Origin of the sequence: Actinotignum urematis, from assembly GCF_051264595.1 — a bacterium.
In the GTDB taxonomy this organism is placed as follows: Bacteria; Actinomycetota; Actinomycetes; order Actinomycetales; family Actinomycetaceae; genus Actinotignum; species Actinotignum timonense_A.
Map to the genome: position 1 here is coordinate 30,421 of NZ_JBOZBG010000005.1, position 19,927 is coordinate 50,347.

Here is a 19,927-nt window from a genome sequence, read left to right on the forward strand (position 1 = left end):
GCTCATGTGTGGTGCTAGAGTCCGGCGGGGCGCCCGCGAGATGTGGTAGCGGCGCGCCGCGGGGTACACGGGAGCCGGGGCGATGTGCACGTGCCCGCGCCCGTGCCGCTACTCGGGTAGGCGGGCGCGCCGCGGGGCCGCAAAGTTGATTACACTACGAGATAAAGACTACTTCGAGGATGAGGATAACCATGTCGCACCCCATTGACCCCACAACCACGCGCGCCTGGGCGCGGCTGCATGACCTTCATGACGGATTCACCGCTGATTTCCGGGCCCGTTTCGCTGCGGATCCCCAGCGTGCCGAGCGGCTGAGTTTCACTGCCGGTGATCTTTTCGTGGATCTGTCCAAATCCTATTTGGATGATGACGTTCGCGATGCCCTGCTGGAACTCGCTGAAGAAACCGGGGTTGCCGAGCGGCGCGATGCCATGCTGCGTGGCGAGCGGATTAACGTGACCGAAAATCGGGCGGTGCTCCATACCGCACTGCGGCGCACCGCCGACGACACCGTGGAAGTAGACGGGCACAACGTTGTGGCCGATGTACGCGAAGTCCTTGAGCGGATGTACGCTTTCGCCACCAAGGTGCGGGAAGGCAGCTGGCGCGGGGTGACCGGAAAGGCCATCACCACCGTGGTTAATATCGGTATTGGCGGTTCGGATCTGGGCCCGGTGATGGCCTACGAAGCACTCCTCCCGTACGTCAAGGACGGGCTGGAATGCCGCTTCATTTCCAATATTGACCCCACCGATGTGGGGGAGACCCTGCGCGGGGTGGACCCGGAAACCGTGCTCTTCATCGTGGCATCCAAGACTTTCACCACTCTGGAAACTCTCACCAATGCCCGCCAAGCCCGCTCCTGGTTCCTCGCCCAGCTCGCCGCGCGCGGCATCCAAGATCCCGGCGCGGTGGCCAAGCACTTCGTGGCCGTCTCTACCAACCTGGAGAAGGTGGCGGAATTCGGAATTGAGCCCGCCAATGCCTTCGGTTTCTGGGATTGGGTAGGAGGGCGCTATTCGGTGGATAGCGCCGTCGGCCTTTCCCTCGCCATTGCCATCGGCCCGGAACATTTCGAAGAATTCCTCTCCGGGTTCCGTACGATTGACGAGCATTTCGCGACCGCGCCGGCCGCGCAGAACGTGCCCCTCCTCATGGGGCTCCTCAATATTTGGTACGTCAATTTCTTCGGGGCGGCCACCCACGCGGTGCTGCCCTACGCGCAGTACCTGCACCGCTTCCCGGCCTACCTTCAGCAGCTGACCATGGAATCCAACGGGAAGCGGGTGCGCTGGGACGGCAGCCCGGTCACCACCCATACCGGGGAAGTGTTCTGGGGTGAACCGGGCACCAACGGCCAGCATGCCTTCTACCAGCTCATCCACCAGGGCACCCAGCTTATCCCCGCCGATTTCATCGCCTTCGCGAATCCTGTTTTCGCGCTGGTAGATGGGGAAGCCGATCAGCATGAGCTCTTCCTGGGCAACTTCTTCGCGCAAACGAAGGCCCTGGCCTTCGGGAAGACTCTGGACGAGGTGCGGGCGGAAGGCACCCCGGAGGAGATCGTGACCGCGCGGGAATTCCCCGGGAACAAGCCGACCGCTTCGATTATGGCGCCGGCCCTCACCCCTTCGGTGCTTGGCCAGCTCATTGCGCTCTACGAGCACATCACCTTCACCCAGGGCGCGGTGTGGGGTATCGACTCCTTCGACCAGTGGGGCGTGGAACTGGGCAAGCAGATGGCCAAGGAACTCACCCCGGCGATTAGCGGGGACGCGGCGGCCCTGGAAGCCCAGGATGCTTCCACCCGCCAGCTCATCGAGTACTACCGCGCGCACCGGAAGTAGTGCCGCGCACCGGAAGTAGCACCGTGCGGCAATAGTACGAAAACAGCGCCGGCCACCCCTAATAACGGGAGTGGCCGGCACCGTTTATGTAGCTGCCGTAGCGAGGTAATAGACCGAAAGGCGGGGCTGCGGCGGTTTTTCTAGAGCACCTTGGTGAAGAAATCGCGGGTGCGCTCCGAGCGCGGGTTATCGATCACCTGCGCCGGGGTTCCCTCGTCGATAATCATGCCCTCATCGAGGAACACTACTTTATCGGCCACCTCTCGGGCGAAACCGATTTCGTGGGTGACCACCACCATGGTCATGCCCCCGCGCGCCAAATCCTGCATCACGGACAGCACCTCACCCACGAGCTCCGGATCGAGCGCCGAAGTAGGCTCATCGAACAGCATGAGCTCGGGGTGCATGGCCAGGGCGCGCGCAATAGCCACGCGCTGCTGCTGCCCGCCGGAAAGCTGCGCCGGGAAATGATTAGCGTGATCGCGCAAGCCCACCCGCTCCAGCAGCTCCAGGGCCTCGGCCCGCGCCTCCTTTTCCGGGCGGTGGGCCACCTGGACGGGCGCCTCCATAATATTTTCCATCGCGCTCATATGCGGGAAAAGATTGAAACGCTGGAACACCATCCCGACCTTGGCGCGCTGGGCGGCCACTTCCGCCTCGCTGCGCTGGCGCAGCCAGGTCCCTTGCGAAGTAACGGCACCGGCCCGGCGGGCCAGCACCCCGCGCCACCCGGTGGGGGCGGGCTGCTCGGTCATCCCCAGCAGCTCCCCATCCAGGTAGATCCGCCCGGCCGTAATAGTTTCCAACTCGTTCAGGCAGCGCAGCAGCGTGGATTTACCCGAACCGGAGGGCCCGAGCAGCACCACCACCTCACCGCGCTCCACCGTGAGATTAACACCTTTGAGAACGGTGTGATCACCGAAAGATTTGTAGACATCGCACACGTCCACCATGGCGTGAGTCATTGTTCTCCTTAGGGGGTGACGTCCAGGAAGGCCGTCGTCGCCGTACGTCCGTCAAAACCACGCGCGAAATGGCGTTCAATACGATGCTGCACCATCATGAGCAGCGAGGTAATAACCAGATACCAGATTGCCGCAACCACGAGGAAGGGGAACGGCAGGTAGGTTTTCGAACCCAAATCCTGGGCCGCGAAAGTGAGGTCCAGGGTGAAGGGGACGGCGAGAACCAGCGACGTTGTTTTCAACATCGAGATAGTTTCGTTCCCGGTGGGCGGAATAATAATACGCATGGCCTGCGGCAAAATAATACGCCGCATAATCGTGCCCGAACGCATCCCCAACGCCACCGCGGCTTCCCGCTGCCCCGGGTCAATCGCACCCAAACCGGAGCGAATAATCTCCGCCAGGTAGGCGCCTTCGTTCAGGCCCAGCCCGATAATCGCCGCGATAAACGGGGTGATGACCCGGTCGGTCTGGAACGTGAAGAACTCCGGCCCGAAAGGAATCCCCAGCGATAGCTTCTGATAGAGCGACGGCAGCAACCCCCAGAACATGAGCTGGGTGTAGATCGGGGTGCCGCGGAAGAACCAAATATAGAAGCGGGCAGCTGCGCGCAGCACCGCGTTACTCGATTCGCGCAGCACCGCCATGGTCAGCGCCAAAATAATGCCAATAACCATGGCGAGCACGGTCAGCACCAGGGTGTAGACGATACCGCGCAGGATCCGCCAATCGAAAAGATAACGCCCCACCACATCCCAGTGGAAAGCATCATTGGTGATGAGCGCATTAAGCGCCATCGCCCCGAGCACCGCCATGACGATGAGCCACACAATATTGCTCATCTTCACGCGGGCTTGCGGATGAATCTTCTCCATTACTGCACCTGGGGGTTGATCTCGGCGGTGCTCAGCACGCCTTCGGTAATGCCGTAATGCGCGAAGATTTCCTTGAGCTCACCCGAATCCATGAGGGATTGCAGCGCGGCCTGCACCGCCTTAGCGAGCTCCGGATTATCCTTGGCCACCGCGATAGCCACCGGGGCCGAATCATAAATATCACCCGTGGTCTTCAGCTGCCCATTTGAGCGGGCCACCGCGTAACCGAGCACCGGCGAATCAGCGAAAATAGCATCGTACTGGCCGGAAACCACCCGGGTCACGATCTGCGGCACATCCGGGAGGGACATAATCTTAATCGGCTTGGCACCCTTCGCTTCGCAGGCGGCGGTGGCTTCCTTGAGGGCTTCCTCCTGAGAGGAACCCGTTTGCACGCCGATGGTGAAACCGCAAGGGTCATCCGGAGTGAAATCACTGGACTTGGCCGGCACCCCGTATTCGGAACCCGCCTCGAAATACGTGATCATATTGAAAGCTTCTTCACGCTCGGGGGTGACGGTGAAGGTGGACAGGCCCACATCGAATTTGGTGCCGATCTGGGGGAGAAGCGAATCGAATTCCACGTGCGTGGTGGTGCCGTCTTTGAGTCCCATTTTCTTCGCGATGGCGCGCGTGAGATCAATATCGTAACCGGTGGGGGTCTGCCCGTCTGCCTTGCGGTATTCCGCGGGAGCGTAGTCGGTAGACGCGCCGTTGCGTAATTGCCCGCGTGCGGTAACATCCGCGGGCACTAGGGCAGCGACGGCGGAATCTGCCGCGATGCCATCAACAGCGAAACCGGACTCGCCCGGATCGGCCGCGGCGGTGGAATCCGTCAAAGCAGCCTCATCATTGGAGCAGGCGCCCAGCGTGAGGAGGCCGGCAGCAAGCAGCGCGATTGTTTTCTTCATTTTCTTCCCCTACGGTGAATGTTTTTTCAGTGTTCGGGTGGAAATTACTCGGAACAATCCCAAGTATAGCCAGTAAATATACGTGTGCATGTATAAAAATGTGAATATGCGGGTAGATAACGGCCGCTTTGGCGTATTTTCGGGCTTTGCGCGGCGCTGATGTGAGAGGACTAACGGCGGCGCGCCTCAAACAAGCGAGTATGTTACGAATCCGTAAGTTACGATTACGTAAGGTTACGCATTAGTAGGTTAGCGGCGGGCTGCCCCGCCGGGAAGAAGGCTGAGATGAGTCACGTGCATTCAGGGAACGTGCTCTTTCCGCGTACCGCGAGCGCGCTGGGGGAGGTAGGGCTCCCCGGTGCTGCGCTCCTGCATACCGAGCTGACCACATCCACCCAGGATGACCTGGCCGAACTCTGGCTCAACTCCGGGGGCGCTCCCGCACCCGGGCTGGTGTGCGGCCTTATCGCCGATGAGCAAAGCGATGGGCGCGGGCGCATGGGCCGCTCCTGGTTCGCCACCAAAGATGGCTCCCTGCTTTTCTCGGTACTCATCGCGGTGCCGGAAGTGGTGCGCGCGGAGCTGAGCTGGGTGACCTTCGCCGGGGCGCTGGCCGCGCGCGCCGCCCTCGAAAAGCTCGGGGCTGACGTGGCGATTTCTTGGCCCAATGATATTGTTACCCGCCCGCACGCCGCGAAACTGGCGGGCTTGCTGGGCGAAGTGGTAAGTACGGACGTGGCCGGGAATATTGGCGTGGTGCTCGGGGTGGGAATCAACCTGGGGCTGCGCGCCGCAGAACTTCCCACTCCCACCTCGGCTTCGCTAGCCACCGCCGGCTTCCCGGTTCCCAGCCGCGATGAGGTAGCCGCCGCCTACCTGCGCGAACTCGGGGCCCGGCTGGCCGCCCTGGTGAGTGCCTGTGAGAGCGGAATAAGTCATGCGGCAGCTAGCGGCGCCGTCGTACCCGAAACGCGCGCGCGGCACCTGGAAGCGAGCGATGCAAAGGCGACCGATGCAGAAGCCAGCGCGGCAGAACGCTCCGCAAGCGCGGCAGAACGCTCCGCAAGCGCGGCAGAACGCTCCGCAAGCGCGGCAGAACGCTCCGCAAGCGCGGCCGAACGCTCCGGGCTCCTAGCCGAGCTCAATGCCACCTGCGCAACCCTGCGCGAGGGCATTACCGTCAACCGCCCGCGCGATACTCCGGTGCACGGGCGCGGGGTGCAGATTTTAGCCGACGGCGCCCTCGTGGTCGCCACCACTGCCGGTGACGTGCGTATTTCCACCGGAGAAGTCTCGCTCCTGGGTCAGGTTGCGCCCTCGGAAGGAAAGTAGTGATGAAAAAAATTCTGGTTGCCAATCGCTCCGAAATCGCCGAGCGCGTGATTCGCACCGCCCACGATATGGGGATAAAAACGGTGGCGGTCTATGCGGACGCTGATCGCGAAGCCCAATTCGTGGAGGATGCCGATAGCGCCTACGCGCTCGAGGGCACCGCCTACGCCGATACCTATATGAATATTGAGAAAATCATCGCGATTGCCAAGCGTTCCCACGCGGACGCCGTGCATCCCGGCTACGGTTTTCTTTCCGAAGTTCCCGAATTCGCCACCGCGGTTATCGAGGCGGGGCTCACGTGGATCGGCCCGGCCCCCGCGGTGCTCCACCGCCTCGGCGATAAAATCCAGGCGCGCCGCCTGGCCGAATCGGTGGGCGTGGCCCCGGTGCCCGGCGTCTCTGACCCGGTGCAGGGGCGTGCCGGCGTGGACGAGTTCGTGGCGCGCTTCGGTTTTCCGATTGTTACGAAGAAGGCCGACGGCGGGGGCGGGCGTGGCATCACCATCCATAATGAAGCCGCTGACCTGGACCGCTTCTTCGCGGCCCACGGGGCGGACCTGGATTCCTATTTTGTGGAGCGTTTTATTCGCACCGCTCGCCATATTGAAACGCAGTCGGCGCGCGATTCCCACGGGAATTTCGCGGTGATTTCCACCCGTGATTGTTCGGCCCAGCGCCGCAACCAGAAACTCATCGAAGAAGCCCCCGCCCCGCTGCTGCCCGGCAACGCGGAAGCAATCGTGACCGAATGGTCGCGCCGGCTTTTCGAAGCGGTGGATTACGTTGGTTTGGGGACCTGCGAATTCCTGGTGGAGCCCGATGGGCGGGTCAATTTCCTGGAAGTGAATCCGCGCCTCCAGGTTGAACACACCGTTTCCGAAGAAGTGACGGGCATGGACCTGGTGCGCGAACAGATCCTCATTGCCTCCGGCGGCGAGCTCTCCGAAGTTCCCGCCCCGCGCGCCCACTCCTTCGAATTCCGGATTACCTGCGAGGACCCGGCCACCGGCATGGTGCCCTCCACCGGAACCATCGAGAAAATCCGCTGGCCGCTCGGGCACGGGGTGCGCATCGAATCCGGGATTGAAGAAGGCGATATTGTGACCGCCGATTTTGATCCCATGCTCGCCAAGCTCGTGGTAACCGCCCCGGACCGTGAGCAGGCCATTGCCCGCTCGCGCCGCGCCCTCGCAGAATTGCAGATCACCGGGGTGGCCACCCCCTGCGCCATGTACCGCGATGTGCTGGCCATGGAAGAATTCGCCGGGCATATTCCGTCCACCCGCTGGCTGGAAGATACCGTGCTCCCGCGTTACGAAAATACCCAGGCCGCCAGCACCCCGGCGCCCGTTAAGGACGAAGAACCGCGCCACACCTTCGTTATTGAAGTGGATGGGCGGCGCATGCGCATGACCCTCCCGGCCGCGCTCATCGCCACCGGCTCGCACGTGGCCCGCCGCACCCTGCAACCGCGCCGCTCCCAGGCGGCCTCCCGCACCGCGATGCCGGCCCAGGACCTGACCGATCCGAGCGGAATGGTGAACTCGCCCATCCAGGCGATTGTGGTGCGCGTGGTGGTGGAACCGGGGGATAAGGTCCACGAAGGCGATCTGCTCGTGGTCCTCGAATCCATGAAGATGGAAAGTTACGTGTATTCGCCGCGCGATGGCGAAGTGACCGACGTGGAAGTGCGGGCCGGGGCCACCGTGGCAGCCTTCCAACCCCTCGTGCGGGTGGTGGGCGCCGATGCCTAGCAACCAGCCCAGTTCCTGCCCGCGCGTTATGCGTCCGTGCCGGCGCGCGATTATGCGCCCGCGCGCGATTATGCGTCACCACGCGAGCCCCTGCCCGAAAGTAGCGAAGGAGAATCATGTCGCTGACTGAATTACGTTCCGCCCACGAATGGCAAACCCTGGATCACAGCGCCCAGCAGGTGGACCGGGTGCGTTTCGCGGAATACCAAAACGACTTGGCCCGGCAGGCCGAGGAACACGCCGCGCAGCGCCAGCACGCCCACGGCAAAAAGACCGCCCGGGAGCGCATCGCCCTGCTCTGCGATGAGGGCAGCTTCACCGAAATCGGGCAGTTCGCCGGCGGGAACCTGGGGCGCGGCTTCCGGGGCGCCGCGGTGGTGACCGGAATTGGCCAGGTGGACGGCCAGCTCGTAGCGGTCTACGCCCAGGACTTCTCCGTATCCGGGGGCACCCTGGGCGAAGCTGAGGGCGATAAAATCGTGGCCCTCATGGACAAAGCCCTTGAGCTGCGCATCCCCATGGTCTCCCTGCTTGATTCGGGTGGCGCCCGCATCCAGGACGGCGTCGTCGCCCTGTCCCAATACGGCCGTATCTTCAAGAAAACAATCGCGGCATCGGGCATTATCCCGCAACTCTCCGTCATTTTGGGACCTTGCGCGGGCGGCGCGGTCTACGGGCCGGCCCTCACCGATTTCATTATTATGACGCGCGATAACGCGCATATGTTCGTGACCGGACCGGACGTCGTCAAGGCGACCACCGGGGAAGAGGTCTCCTTCGATGACCTGGGCGGGGCGACCCTCCACAATTTCCAATCCGGGGTGGCTCACTACCTGGCCGCGAACGAGGACGATGCCCTCGATTACACCCGCACCCTCCTCACCTACCTGCCCGCCCATTGCGACGCGGAGCTGCCGCGCTGGGATTACGAGGAAACGGCCACGGATACCCAGTGCGCCCGCCACCTTTCCGATCTGGTGCCCGCCTCCACCAAGCAGCCCTACGATATGCTCGACGTCATCGCGAACCTCGTGGATTACGGGGAATTCGTGCAGGTCCAGGAGCATTTCTCCCGTTCCATCGTGGTGGGATTCGCGGCGCTGGCCGGGCAGTCGGTGGGGATCGTGGCCAATCAGCCGCTCGTGGATGCCGGCACCCTGGACGTGGACGCCTCCGAAAAAGCCGGGCGTTTCGTGCAATTCTGCGATGCTTTCCACGTGCCCGTGATCACCCTCGTGGACGTGCCCGGCTACCGGCCCGGCACCGAACAGGAGCAGGCCGGGATTATTCGCCGCGGCGCGAAGCTCATCTGGTCCTACGCGAATGCGACGACGCCCCTTGTGACCGTGGTGTTGCGTAAAGCTTACGGGGGCGCCTATATCGTGATGGGGTCGAAGTCCCTGGGAGGGGACCTCAACTTCGCGTGGCCGGGTGCGGAAATTGCGGTGCTCGGCGCCGAGGGCGCGGTCGCTATTACAGGGCGACGGCGCCTGCGGGAAGCCGAACAGAACGGTGAGGATGTGGCGGCGGTGCGCCAGCAGCTCATCGAAGAGTACACCCGCGAGAATGTCAATCCTTTCCTCTCCGTGGAACGCGGGGAGCTGGACGGCATTATCGCCCCCGAAGATACCCGGCGGGTGCTCATTGAATCCCTGCGCATCCTCGCCACCAAAGACTGCTCGCATCCCGGCGAGCGCCGGCACGGGAATATTCCCATGTAGCGGCCCGCCCCGAACCCAATTTCGATCTTTCCATTTTTCAAGAATTGCCTCGCGGGACCTCCCGCATCTAGCAGAAAGAACACTATGACCAGCGTGTATGAATCCCTGACGGCCACCCCGCCGGCTTCCCCGTGGATCCTCCAATTCGCCGGCCAGGGTACCCCCTGGCGCGCCGAATTAGATGAGCTGCTCACCTCCGCGCGGCTGCGCGCGGACCTGACCGAGGTGGACGCGGCGGCCGAGGAGATCCTCGCCCCGGTGCTCCCCGAACTCACCGTGATTTCCGCCGGGCGCCTCGACCTGCTCGGGCTGCGCGGCCCGGCCAGCGCCGGGCGCGCCCCCCACACCTCGGTTCCCGGTATCCTGCTCAGCCAGTACGGGGCCTACCGCGACCTGGCGGTGCGCCCCACCGCCACCATCGGGCATTCCCAGGGCGTGCTGGCCGCCGCCATGGTGGAATCCAGCGATCCGGCCAGTATTTTTGCCCTCGCCCGGCTCATCGGGGCGGCCGCCTCCAAGGTCAGCGGCGAACTCGGGATTACCGCGAGCAAGGATGCCAGCCCCATGCTCTCGGTGCGTGGCGTGGGTGCCCCGCTGCTGCGCCGCCTGGCTGCCAAGGTTCCGGATGCGGATGTTGCCATTATTAATTCCCGGGAAGCCTGCGTGGTATCCGGGCGCCCGGCCGCCCTCACCGCCCTGGTAGCCCTCATCGAACGCGAAGCTGAACGGGAAGCGCGTGCCCGCGCCGATAAACTCACCGGCGGGGAAGCCCTCCACCCGGTCTGCGAATTCCTCAACGTGGGAGCTCCCTTCCATTCCCCGCTCCTCGAACCGGCCGTGGCCCTGGTGGACGCCTGGGCGGCTCGCTGCTCCCTCAATGTGGAACGCAGCGATGAGCTGGCCCGCGCCGTGCTCACCGCCAGCCTGGACTGGACCGCGGAATTCGCCGCCGCCCTGGACGAAGCAGGGCAGGGCGGCACCCCGGCCGGTTTCGTGGTGGACCTGGGCCCGGGCCCGAACCTCAAGACCATCGCCCTGGAAAACCTGGCCGGTACCGGGGTGAGCTACGTGGATGCCTCCACCGCCGCGGCCCGCGATGACCTGGTGACCGGGGTGGCGCGCGTGACCCGCACCCGCGACTGGTCCGAATACGCCCCGCAGCTGCGCCAGATCAAGGGCCATACCTACCTGGATACCGCTTTCTCGCGGCTGACCGGGCGCAGCCCGATTATGCTCGGCGGGATGACCCCGACCACCGTGGACGGGGAAATCGTGGCGGCCGCCGCCAACGCCGGCTACTGGACCGAACTCGCCGGGGGCGGGCAGGTCTCCGAAGAAGTCCTCGCGGAAAACCTCTCCACCCTGCGCGAGCACCTGGAACCGGGCCGGGTAGCCCAGTTCAACACCATGTTCCTGGACCGCTACCTCTGGGATCTCCAATTCGGCTCGCGCCGGCTGGTTTCCCGCCAGCGCGCCGCCGGGGCGCCCCTGGACGGCGTGGTCATTAGCGCCGGAATTCCGGAAAAGGACGAAGCCCTCGAACTTATCGCGCGCCTGCGCGCCGAAGGTTTCCCCTATATTGCTTTCAAGCCCGGCACCGTGGCCCAGATTCGCCAGCTCGTGGAGATCGCCAAGGCATGCCCGGGTGCCCCGCTGATCGCGCAGGTAGAAGACGGCCACGCCGGCGGGCACCACTCCTGGGAGAACCTGGAAGACCTGCTCATCGCGACCTACGGCCAGATGCGTGAGGCCGGCCTCATTATTACCGTGGGTGGCGGCTTGGGCATTCCCGAGCGGGCGTCGTCGTTCCTCACCGGAACGTGGGCGCAGGCCTACGGTATGCGACCCATGCCCGTGGACGGCGTTTTCATCGGAACCGCGGCCATGGCCGCGAAGGAAGCGAAAACGAATCCGGACGTCAAGCAGCTGCTCGTTGATACGCCCGGTGTGAGCCCGGATGATAACGGCGGCTGGGTGGCGGCCGGCTCGACCCGCGGTGGTATTTGTTCCACCCAGTCCTCCCTGCACGCCGATATTTACAATGTGGAAAACGCGGCCGCCCGCGCCGCCCGCCTCCTCGTGGAAGTGGACGGGGATGCCGAGGCCATCGCCGCGCGCCGCGAGGAAATCATTACCGCGATCAACGCCACCGCGAAGCCCTACTTCGGGGATATCGCGCAGATGACCTACGCCCAGGCGCTGCGCCGCTACGTGGAACTGACCGTGCCCTGGGCCGACGAACCCACCCAAACCCGCTTCTGGGAAATGCTTCAGCGTTTCGAAGCGCGCCTGTGCGAAGCGGAAAGCGGGGATGTTCCCACGCTCTTCCCGACCCAGGCCGATGCCGCCGCCGATCCGCAGGCCGCGCTCCAGCGCTTCCTCGCCGCCTACCCGAGCGCGGAAGAACACACCGTGCTCGCCCAGGACGAAGCCTGGTTCGTGGCCCTGGCCTCCAAGTACCCCAAGCCGGTGCCTTTCGTGCCGGTGATTAACGAGCAGGTGCTGCGCTTCTGGGGCTCGGATTCGCTGTGGCAATCCCACAACCCGCGCTACACCGCGGACCAGGTCCGTATTATTCCCGGCCCCACCTCGGTGGCCGCCATCACCAAGGTCGATGAGCCCATCGCCGATATCCTGGGCCGCTACGAAGAAGACGCCGTGGCCCGAGTGAGCGCGGCCGGGGCGCAGGCCCAGCCGGCCTTCTCCCGCGCGGCACGCGACCGGGAAACCTTCCTGCGGGAAACCCCCTTCATCGTGTGGCACGGCCACCTGGCCACCAACCCGGCCCACCTCATTCCGGAAGCGGAAATCCGCGATACCCCGGAGGGCCTGGAAATCTTCGTGCCCCTCGATACCCTCTGGGATGGCACCCAGGCGCACCAGCACGTGGTGCGGCATATGCGCATCCCGCTGCTGCTGCCCGAATCGGTAGCCACCGGCGGGCTGCCCGTGGTGGATGATGCCCGCCTGGAAGCGGCCATGCGCGAGGTGCTCGCCGCGATGTCCGGGGTGGGAACCACCACCCTGGGCGGCACCCCCATCACGAAGCAACCCGAGATGATCGACGGCGTTGCCACCCTCACCTTCGCGGTCTCCCCGGAGATCAACACCCTGCACGCGGGGATTACCGCGCCGGCCGGGCGCACCCCGACGGCCGTGCCCTCCGCGCTGCTCGGTTCGTGCTGGCCCACCATCTATTCCGCGATGGGTTCGGGCGAAGCCGATGGTTACCCGATTATTGAAGGGCTGCTCTCCGGCGTGCATCTTGATCACCTGGAAAAGGTGAATGTGCCGGTGGAGGAGATCCTGGAAGCCGGGCAGCTCACCGCGCGCTCCTGGGTGGCATCCGTGGCCGAATCTTCGGCCGGCCGGGTGCTGACCATCCGCACGAATGTTGCGCGCGAGGATGGCACCGTGGTGCTGGAATTCCAGGAACGCTTCGCCATGCGCGGGCGCGCCACCACCACGGAACTGCCCTCCGAACCGGCCGCCCGCGGGGGAGTGGATGCCGATATTATCGACACCCCCCGTTCGGTGCTGCGCAAGGTCACCGTGCAGGCCCCCACCGATATGACGGCTTTCGCGATTGTTTCCGGTGATTTCAACCCGATTCACGTATCCCGCAACGCCGCGCTGGTGGCGGGAATGGATGCCCCGCTGGTGCACGGCATGTGGCTGTGCGCCGCCGCCCAGCACGCGGTGGCCGATCCGGTGGCCGGGCGCGCCCCCATGCATATCACCGGGTGGACCTACCGCATGTTCGGCATGGTGAACCTCGGCGACGCGGTGGATATTACCGTGGAGCGCGTGGGCCGGGTGCGCGGGGGCGGGCTCGCCCTCGACGTGACCGCCCGCTGCGGGGATACCGTGGTCTCCCAGGCTTCCTGCACAGTGAGCGCCCCGCGCACCGCCTATGTGTACCCGGGCCAGGGCATCCAGGCCCGCGGCATGACCCTCGATGACCGGGCAGCCTCCGCTGCCGTGCGCGAGGTGTGGGAACGCGCCGACCGGCATACCCGTTCCGCCCTCGGCTTCTCCATCCTCGCGGTGGTGCGCGATAACCCCGTGGAACTGCGGGTGCGTGACGAGATCTTCCGCCACCCGGACGGGGTCCTTAACCTCACCCAATTCACCCAGGTGGCGCTCGCGACCGTGGCCTTCGCCCAAACCTCGCGCCTGCGTGAACAGGGTTCACTGGTAAGCGGTGCTTACTTCGCCGGGCATTCCCTGGGTGAATACAATGCGCTTTCCGCCTACTCGCAGGTCTTCAGCCTCGAGGACGTGCTGGAAATCGTGTACCGGCGCGGTACCACCATGCATCACCTGGTGGAACGCGATGAGCAGGGCCGCTCGAATTACCGCATGGGTGCCTTGCGTCCCAACCAATTTGGGGTGGGCGACGACGCCGTGCGCGACTACGTCGCGCAGGTAGCTGCCGCTTCCGGGGAATTCCTCGAGATCGTTAATTACAACCTGGCCGGCGCCCAGTACGCGGTGGCCGGAACCGTGGCGGGCTTGGAAGCCCTGGAAAAGGACGCTAATGAGCGGGCCCGGCAGGCCGGGGGCAAACGTCCCTTCATGCTGGTTCCCGGTATTGATGTTCCCTTCCATTCCAGCGTGCTGCGCACCGGCGTAGCCGAATTTGGCGATACCCTGCGCGCTATTGTTCCCGCGGATATTAAGCTCGAAATTCTTGAAGGGCGCTACCTGCCTAACCTGGTGGCCCGCCCCTTCGAGCTGACGGAAGAATTCTGCGATGCCCTCCTCGAGGTGGTTCCCTCAACGGTGGTGCGCGAGATTCGCGATGATTTGGCCGCGCGCGTGGAGCGCGACCGGGTGGGTACCGCCCGCGAGATCCTCATCGAGCTGCTGGCCTGGCAATTTGCCTCCCCGGTGCGCTGGATTGAAACCCAGGATTACCTCATTGAGGCCGGGGTGGAAGATATCGTGGAAATCGGCCTGGCCGCTTCGCCGACGCTGGCGAATATGGCCACCCGCACCCTCGCGCTACCCAAGCACGCCCAGCGCCACGTGAGCGTATACAACGTGCAACGGGACGCCAAGCGCGTTCTGCACGAGGATGTTGCCAGCGCCCCGGTTGCTGAAGATGGATTCGCGGACGGCGCGGCGGCTGCGGCCGGTGCCAATGGCGCTGCGGCGAACGGCGGCGATACCGCCGCGGCCCCGGCCCCCGAAACCGCTGCTGCTGCTCCGGAAGCTGCTGCTCCCGCACCGGATGCGGCTGCTGCTGGCGCCGCTGCGGCCGCGCCGGCCGCGGCAGCAACCCCGGCACCCGCCGCGGCTCCGGCCGGCGATGGCCAACCGACCGCGGACCTGCCCTTCCGGGCCGGGGATGCCCTGCGCGTCCTGCTCGCCTGGTCCACGAAGATCCGCCTGGATCAGATGGGCGATGCCGACTCGGTCGAAACCCTCACCAACGGGGTTTCCTCCAAGCGCAACCAGATCCTCATGGATATGACCGCCGAATTCGACCTGGCCTCCATGGACGGCGCCGCGGAAGCACCGCTGGCCACCCTGGTTTCCCAGGTGGATCAGGCCGCCCACTCCTATAAGCCCTTCGGGAGCGTGCTGCGCGAAGCTATCGCGGACCGGCTGCGTTCGCTCACCGGTGCGGCCGGCGCTAAGCCGGCCCGGGTGGCCCAGCGGGTGCAGGATACCTGGCAGCTCGGCGAAGGCTGGGTGGCCCACGTGACCGCCACCATCCTCCTGGGTACCCGCGAAGGTAAGTCGGTGCGCGGCGATGAACTGGCTACCCTCCCGCTGGCCCCCACCTCGGCCGCCCAGCTCGATGAACTCATCGACGCGGCGGTGCGGGCGGTGGGCGCGGCCCACGGCATCAACGTTGCGCTCCCGAGTACCGGGAGCGGGGCGGGCGGCGTCGTCGATTCCGCTGCCCTGGACGCGTATGCCGAACGTATGGACGCGATCCTGGCCGGAACCGCGCGCGATCTGCTCGCGCGCCTCGGCCACAACGAGCGCCCCGAGGCGCCCGCAACCGCTGATGACCTAGCCCTGCGCGAAGCGATGAGCGCGGAACTGGGCAGCGGTTGGGAAGACTTCGTGACCCCGCGCTTCGACCCGGCCCAGGCCGTGCGCCTGTGCGACCGCTGGGCCACCGCCCGCGAGGACGTGGCCAAGATCGCCTTCGGGCGCGAAGTGAACGCCAATTTCACCGGCGTTGGGGAAGAAGTGGCCCGCCAGGCCGAATGGCAGGCGGCCCGTAATCCCAAGCTCGCGGCGCGCTTGACGAAGATCGCCCGCGCTGCCCGCGATACCACCCCGGGGATCTACGCCGGGAAGGTTGCGGTGGTGACCGGTATGGCGGAGAACTCCATCGCGGGTGCGGTGGTGGCCGGGTTGCTGGCCGGCGGGGCAACCGTCGTCGCCACTTCCTCGCGTATCTCCACCGCGCGCCTGAACTTCGCTAAGAAGCTCTACCGTGAGAACGCCATCAACGGTGCCGAACTGTGGCTTATCCCCGCCAACCTCGCTTCCTTCCGCGACGTCGACGCGATCACCGCGTGGATCGGCGCCGAGCAGCGTGAAACGGTGGGTGCCACCTCGAAGCTCGTCAAGCCGGCCCTCATTCCTGACCTCCTGGTGCCCTTCGCGGCACCGCGGGTGAGCGGCTACCTCAGCGATGCCGGCCCCGAAGCGGAAAACCAGGCCCGCGTGCTGCTGTGGAGCGTGGAACGCCTCATCGGCACCCTCGCGAGCCTGGGCACCGATGCCGCCATTGACCATCGCATGCACGTGATTCTGCCGGGCTCCCCGAACCGGGGCTCCTTCGGTGGGGACGGCGCCTACGGCGAAGTCAAGGCCGCGCTGGATGCCGTTGTCAATAAGTGGCGCGTGGAGCCGTGGGGGCAGCGCACCACTATCGCGCACGCGAAGATCGGGTGGGTGCGCGGCACCGGCCTCATGGGCGGGAATGATCCGCTGGTGGAAGCTGTGGAAGCCAAGGGCGTGCATACCTGGTCCACGGTGGAAGCCGGACGCGAACTGCTCACCCTCTTCACCCCCGAATCGGTGGCGGCTGCCCGCACCGCGCCGGTTATCCACGATATGACCGGTGGGCTGGGTGATATTAACCTGCCCGAACTGGCCGCGAGCATCACGCCGGCCGCCCCCGCTCCGGCAGCGCAGGCCGCACCGAGCGTGCGGGCCCTGCCCAGCCCGGTGAGCATCCACCAGCCGACCATGGACCTGGGTGCTTTCGGGAGCGGCAGCGCCAAGCCCGAGGACCTCGTGGTGATCGTGGGGCTGGGAGAAACCGGTCCGTGGGGCAGCTCGCGTACCCGGTGGGAAGCCGAATTGGGGATTCAAAGCGACGGCGATGTGGACCTCACCCCGGCCGGGGTGCTGGAGCTGGCCTGGATGATGGGCCTGCTCACCTGGTTCGATACCCCGAAGCCGGGCTGGTACACCCCCGAGGGCGAGCTGGTTCCCGAAGAGGATATTTTCGAACGCTACCGCGATGAAGTTGTGGCACGTTCGGGTATCCGCGCCTTCGTGGATGACGGGCCGCTGGCCGATATCGGGACCACCGATATCGCCCCGGTCTACCTGGAGAAGGACGTGACCTTCACGGTGGGCAGCGAAGCGGAAGCCCGCGCCCACGCCGAAGCGGATCCGAGCTTCACCAGCTTCTTCGAGGAAGACGGCGAATGGCGGGTGACCCGCAAGGCCGGGGCACTGACCTATATGCCGCGCCGTACCACCCTCACCCGCCGCGTGGGCGGGCAGTTCCCCACCGATTTCGATCCGGCCAAGTGGGGGATCCCGGCATCGCTGGTGGAGAGCGCGGACCGCATGGCTATCTACAACCTCATGACGGCGGTGGATGCCTTCCTCTCGGCCGGGTTCTCCCCGGCGGAGCTGCTCGAATACGTGCACCCGGTGGATGTTTCCTCCACGCAGGGCACTGGCTTCGGCGGGATGACCTCCATGCGCCGCCTGTACGTGGATCGCTTCCTGGGTAAGGACTACCCGCAGGATATCCTCCAGGAAACCCTGCCGAATGTGATCGCCGCGCATACCATGCAGGCCTACGTGGGCGGGTACGGTTCCATGATTCACCCGATCGGTGCCTGCGCGACCGCCGCGGTGTCCGTGGAAGAAGGCGTGGATAAGATCGCCACCGGCAAGGCCCAGTTCGTGGTCTCGGGCGCGATTGATGACGTGCAGGTCGAGTCCCTCATCGGTTTCGGTGATATGAATGCGACGGCGGATTCTGCCGCTATGGCGAAGAAGGGCATCAACCCGCGCTTCTTCTCCCGCGCTGGCGATCTGCGCCGCGGTGGCTTCGTGGAAGCCTGCGGCGGTGGCACGGTGCTGCTGGCCCGCGGCGACGTGGCCGCCCAGATGGGGCTGCCCGTCTACGGGGTGGTGGCCTATATCCGTTCCTTCGCGGACGGTATCCAAACCTCGATTCCGGCACCGGGCCTGGGAGCGCTGGCCGCCGGCATGGGCGGAGAGAACTCCGTGCTGGCCACGAACCTGCGCGCCCTCGGCGTGAGTGTGGACGACGTCGCCGTGCTTTCCAAGCACGACACCTCCACCAATGCGAATGACCCGAACGAAGCGGAACTTCACGACCGCCTCTTCACGGCGCTGGGCCGCAGCGCGGGTAACCCGCTCTACGTGGTTTCCCAGAAGACCCTGACCGGGCATTCCAAGGGCGGGGCGGCGCTCTTCCAGATGGCTGGCATCACCCAGATGTTCGCCACCGGGAAGATCCCGGGGAATAAGGCCCTGGACTGCTCCGATCCGGCTTTCGAGGAACGCAGCTACCTGGTGTGGCCGCGCGAGGTTCTCGAGGTGGGCGATATCAAGGCGGCCGTGCTGACTTCGCTCGGCTTCGGGCATGTTTCCGCGCTCATGATGCTCGTGCACCCGGCGGCTTTCGAAGCGGCTATCGCGCGCACCAACGGCGCGAAGGCAGCCCAGCTGTGGCGGGAGAGCGCTGATATGCGCCTGCTGGAAGGCGCACGCCACCTGGTTGCCGGAATGGTCGGCCACGCGCCGCTCTACACCGAAACCTCGGTGGATGAGCGCTTCGCCGGGGACCGCCACGAAGGCGAAGCGGCGCTGCTCCTCGATCCGCGCTACCGCCTGGTGAACGGAAAGTACCAGCTGCGCTAAAGCAGAGCTAAAGCAGAGCGGATCCATCCCATAAGAGCGGGGCGGGGCAGTTCATCACGAACCACCCCGCCCCGTTTTATGTGCACGCTGGCTTCTTATCTGTGTGTGCGTTGCTTGTGGCTCGGCGCGCATTTTCTTCTACCTATGCACGTGCTTGCTTCCGGGCGGTCGTGGATGTTTCAATACCGTGATGGTGAATCCTGATAGTGAACCGCGGTATCGCATTGACATAGCAACCGCGCGGAAAATTGCGGTGACGGCGCAGGGGCTCGCCCCGGAAGCTCGCAGCGCCGGTGCTTCCATTTCCGATGTTTTCCAGCGCCTCAGCTGCGTTCAAATTGATTCGCTACAGGCCGTGCGCAGATCCCAAGAATTGGTTTTGCTCGCCCGCGGAGTGGATAAAGATAGCTTGCCGTTGCTACACGAGAGTTCTACCGGCCTCTTCGAAACCTGGGGCCACGCGCATTCACTTATGCCCAGGTCAATATGGCCCTTGCTCCATTGGCGTCGTCGTCGCATTAAACAATACGGGTTATCCGGTCCCCAGGTCGATCACGATGTGGCGCGGGCCGTGTTGGAGCGCATACGCGAGAACGGACCCACGGCGCATTCGCAGCTCGGGCGCGCGGTGGGGCAGGGCTGGGAACGCAGCAGCCCGGTCAAAACCGCCTGCGAATGGTTACTGAGCATCGGCGACCTCGCGGTAATCAGCAGAGACGAGAAGTGGCAAAGAATCTATTGCACCCCCGAGCAAGCGGGTTTACCGAGTTCGGAGCTGCTCGATGAGGACGAGAGTTTGAACGGTACCGTTGCGCTAGCTCTGCGCGCTCTCGGGATCGCGCGCTTTGACGATGTGGTGGATTATTTCAGGTTCCCGAAAAGTGCGAATATTCGCGAGCGCTGTGTCGCGAACGGGTATGTACCGGTTGAGGTGCGCGGGCTGGCCGGAACGTGGCTTGCTGATGAGGCCTTCATGGAGGAACTGCATGGCGCCACGTGGGAGACGGGCAGTATTACGCTGCTCTCTCCTTTCGATTCGCTTATTTGGACGCGTTCGCGCCAGCGTGAACTCTTCGGGAAAGACTATCGGCTCGAGGCATATAAGCCCGCGCATAAACGGGAGTTCGGGTATTTCGGGATGCCGATTCTGTGTGATGAGCGGATTATCGGGCGCGTGGCGGCGCGGGCGAAAGATGGGCACGTAGCAATAGAAAACCTCGAGGTGGATGAGGGCTTCTCACCCGAGGGTATTCGAAGCGAGATAACGAGTCTCCTGAAGTCCTGGGTGAGCTGAGGTCATAGAAGTCGAGCTGAGTTCTATAAGGTGAGCTGACGTCTATAGCCGAACCTCAGG

The 19,927-nt window shown here is 64.7% G+C and carries 9 protein-coding genes; 6 read left to right on the top strand and 3 right to left on the bottom strand.

What is annotated here, in order from left to right:
- Nucleotides 1-191: 191 nt before the first annotated feature.
- Nucleotides 192-1,847, top strand: a complete 1,656-nt coding sequence (pgi, locus tag ACRQDJ_RS03960; RefSeq protein ID WP_435710895.1) for a glucose-6-phosphate isomerase — start codon at nucleotides 192-194, stop codon at nucleotides 1,845-1,847.
- A gap of 140 nt (nucleotides 1,848-1,987) precedes the next feature.
- Here pgi and ACRQDJ_RS03965 read toward each other — a convergent pair whose 3' ends face one another.
- The 3 genes from ACRQDJ_RS03965 to ACRQDJ_RS03975 are packed head-to-tail and all read right to left on the bottom strand — an operon-like array spanning nucleotide 1,988 to nucleotide 4,598.
- On the bottom strand, nucleotides 1,988-2,812 hold the full coding sequence (locus ACRQDJ_RS03965) for an amino acid ABC transporter ATP-binding protein (protein ID WP_435710893.1): 825 nt from the start codon (nucleotides 2,810-2,812) through the stop codon (nucleotides 1,988-1,990).
- 8 nt (nucleotides 2,813-2,820) lie between these two features.
- Nucleotides 2,821-3,687 (bottom strand): amino acid ABC transporter permease, encoded by an 867-nt coding sequence (locus tag ACRQDJ_RS03970; protein WP_435710891.1) that lies wholly within the window; start codon nucleotides 3,685-3,687, stop codon nucleotides 2,821-2,823.
- Nucleotides 3,687-4,598, bottom strand: coding sequence for an ABC transporter substrate-binding protein (locus ACRQDJ_RS03975; protein ID WP_435710890.1), 912 nt, complete (start codon nucleotides 4,596-4,598; stop codon nucleotides 3,687-3,689). Before ACRQDJ_RS03975 ends, ACRQDJ_RS03970 begins: the two co-directional genes overlap by 1 nt.
- A 285-nt stretch (nucleotides 4,599-4,883) precedes the next feature.
- On the opposite strand from ACRQDJ_RS03975, the gene ACRQDJ_RS03980 reads away from it, so the two are divergent.
- The 5 genes from ACRQDJ_RS03980 to ACRQDJ_RS04000 all read left to right on the top strand — a co-directional run bounded on the left by ACRQDJ_RS03980 (nucleotide 4,884) and on the right by ACRQDJ_RS04000 (nucleotide 19,867).
- Complete coding sequence (locus ACRQDJ_RS03980) at nucleotides 4,884-5,930, top strand: biotin--[acetyl-CoA-carboxylase] ligase (protein ID WP_435713247.1); 1,047 nt, start codon at nucleotides 4,884-4,886, stop codon at nucleotides 5,928-5,930.
- Between the two features lie 2 nt (nucleotides 5,931-5,932).
- Nucleotides 5,933-7,687 carry an acetyl/propionyl/methylcrotonyl-CoA carboxylase subunit alpha gene (locus ACRQDJ_RS03985; protein WP_435713251.1) on the top strand — a complete coding sequence of 585 codons (1,755 nt, stop codon included), beginning with the start codon at nucleotides 5,933-5,935 and terminating at the stop codon, nucleotides 7,685-7,687.
- A gap of 116 nt (nucleotides 7,688-7,803) precedes the next feature.
- Complete coding sequence (locus tag ACRQDJ_RS03990; protein ID WP_284903519.1) at nucleotides 7,804-9,408, top strand: acyl-CoA carboxylase subunit beta; 1,605 nt, start codon at nucleotides 7,804-7,806, stop codon at nucleotides 9,406-9,408.
- A gap of 84 nt (nucleotides 9,409-9,492) precedes the next feature.
- Nucleotides 9,493-18,573, top strand: coding sequence for a type I polyketide synthase (locus ACRQDJ_RS03995; RefSeq protein WP_284903517.1), 9,081 nt, complete (start codon nucleotides 9,493-9,495; stop codon nucleotides 18,571-18,573).
- 190 nt (nucleotides 18,574-18,763) lie between these two features.
- Entirely contained in the window at nucleotides 18,764-19,867 is a 1,104-nt protein-coding gene (locus ACRQDJ_RS04000) for a DNA glycosylase AlkZ-like family protein (RefSeq protein ID WP_435713244.1), read from the top strand.
- The last annotated feature ends 60 nt before the right edge of the window (nucleotides 19,868-19,927 follow it).

What these genes read in the sequence shown, in the direction of transcription:
- pgi (WP_435710895.1), top strand. Translation starts at nt 192, where the DNA reads ATGTCGCACCCCATTGACCCCACAACCACGCGCGCCTGGGCGCGGCTG.
- ACRQDJ_RS03965 (WP_435710893.1), bottom strand. Translation starts at nt 2,812, where the DNA reads ATGACTCACGCCATGGTGGACGTGTGCGATGTCTACAAATCTTTCGGT.
- ACRQDJ_RS03970 (WP_435710891.1), bottom strand. Translation starts at nt 3,687, where the DNA reads ATGGAGAAGATTCATCCGCAAGCCCGCGTGAAGATGAGCAATATTGTG.
- ACRQDJ_RS03975 (WP_435710890.1), bottom strand. Translation starts at nt 4,598, where the DNA reads ATGAAGAAAACAATCGCGCTGCTTGCTGCCGGCCTCCTCACGCTGGGC.
- ACRQDJ_RS03980 (WP_435713247.1), top strand. Translation starts at nt 4,884, where the DNA reads ATGAGTCACGTGCATTCAGGGAACGTGCTCTTTCCGCGTACCGCGAGC.
- ACRQDJ_RS03985 (WP_435713251.1), top strand. Translation starts at nt 5,933, where the DNA reads ATGAAAAAAATTCTGGTTGCCAATCGCTCCGAAATCGCCGAGCGCGTG.
- ACRQDJ_RS03990 (WP_284903519.1), top strand. Translation starts at nt 7,804, where the DNA reads ATGTCGCTGACTGAATTACGTTCCGCCCACGAATGGCAAACCCTGGAT.
- ACRQDJ_RS03995 (WP_284903517.1), top strand. Translation starts at nt 9,493, where the DNA reads ATGACCAGCGTGTATGAATCCCTGACGGCCACCCCGCCGGCTTCCCCG.
- ACRQDJ_RS04000 (WP_435713244.1), top strand. Translation starts at nt 18,764, where the DNA reads ATGGTGAATCCTGATAGTGAACCGCGGTATCGCATTGACATAGCAACC.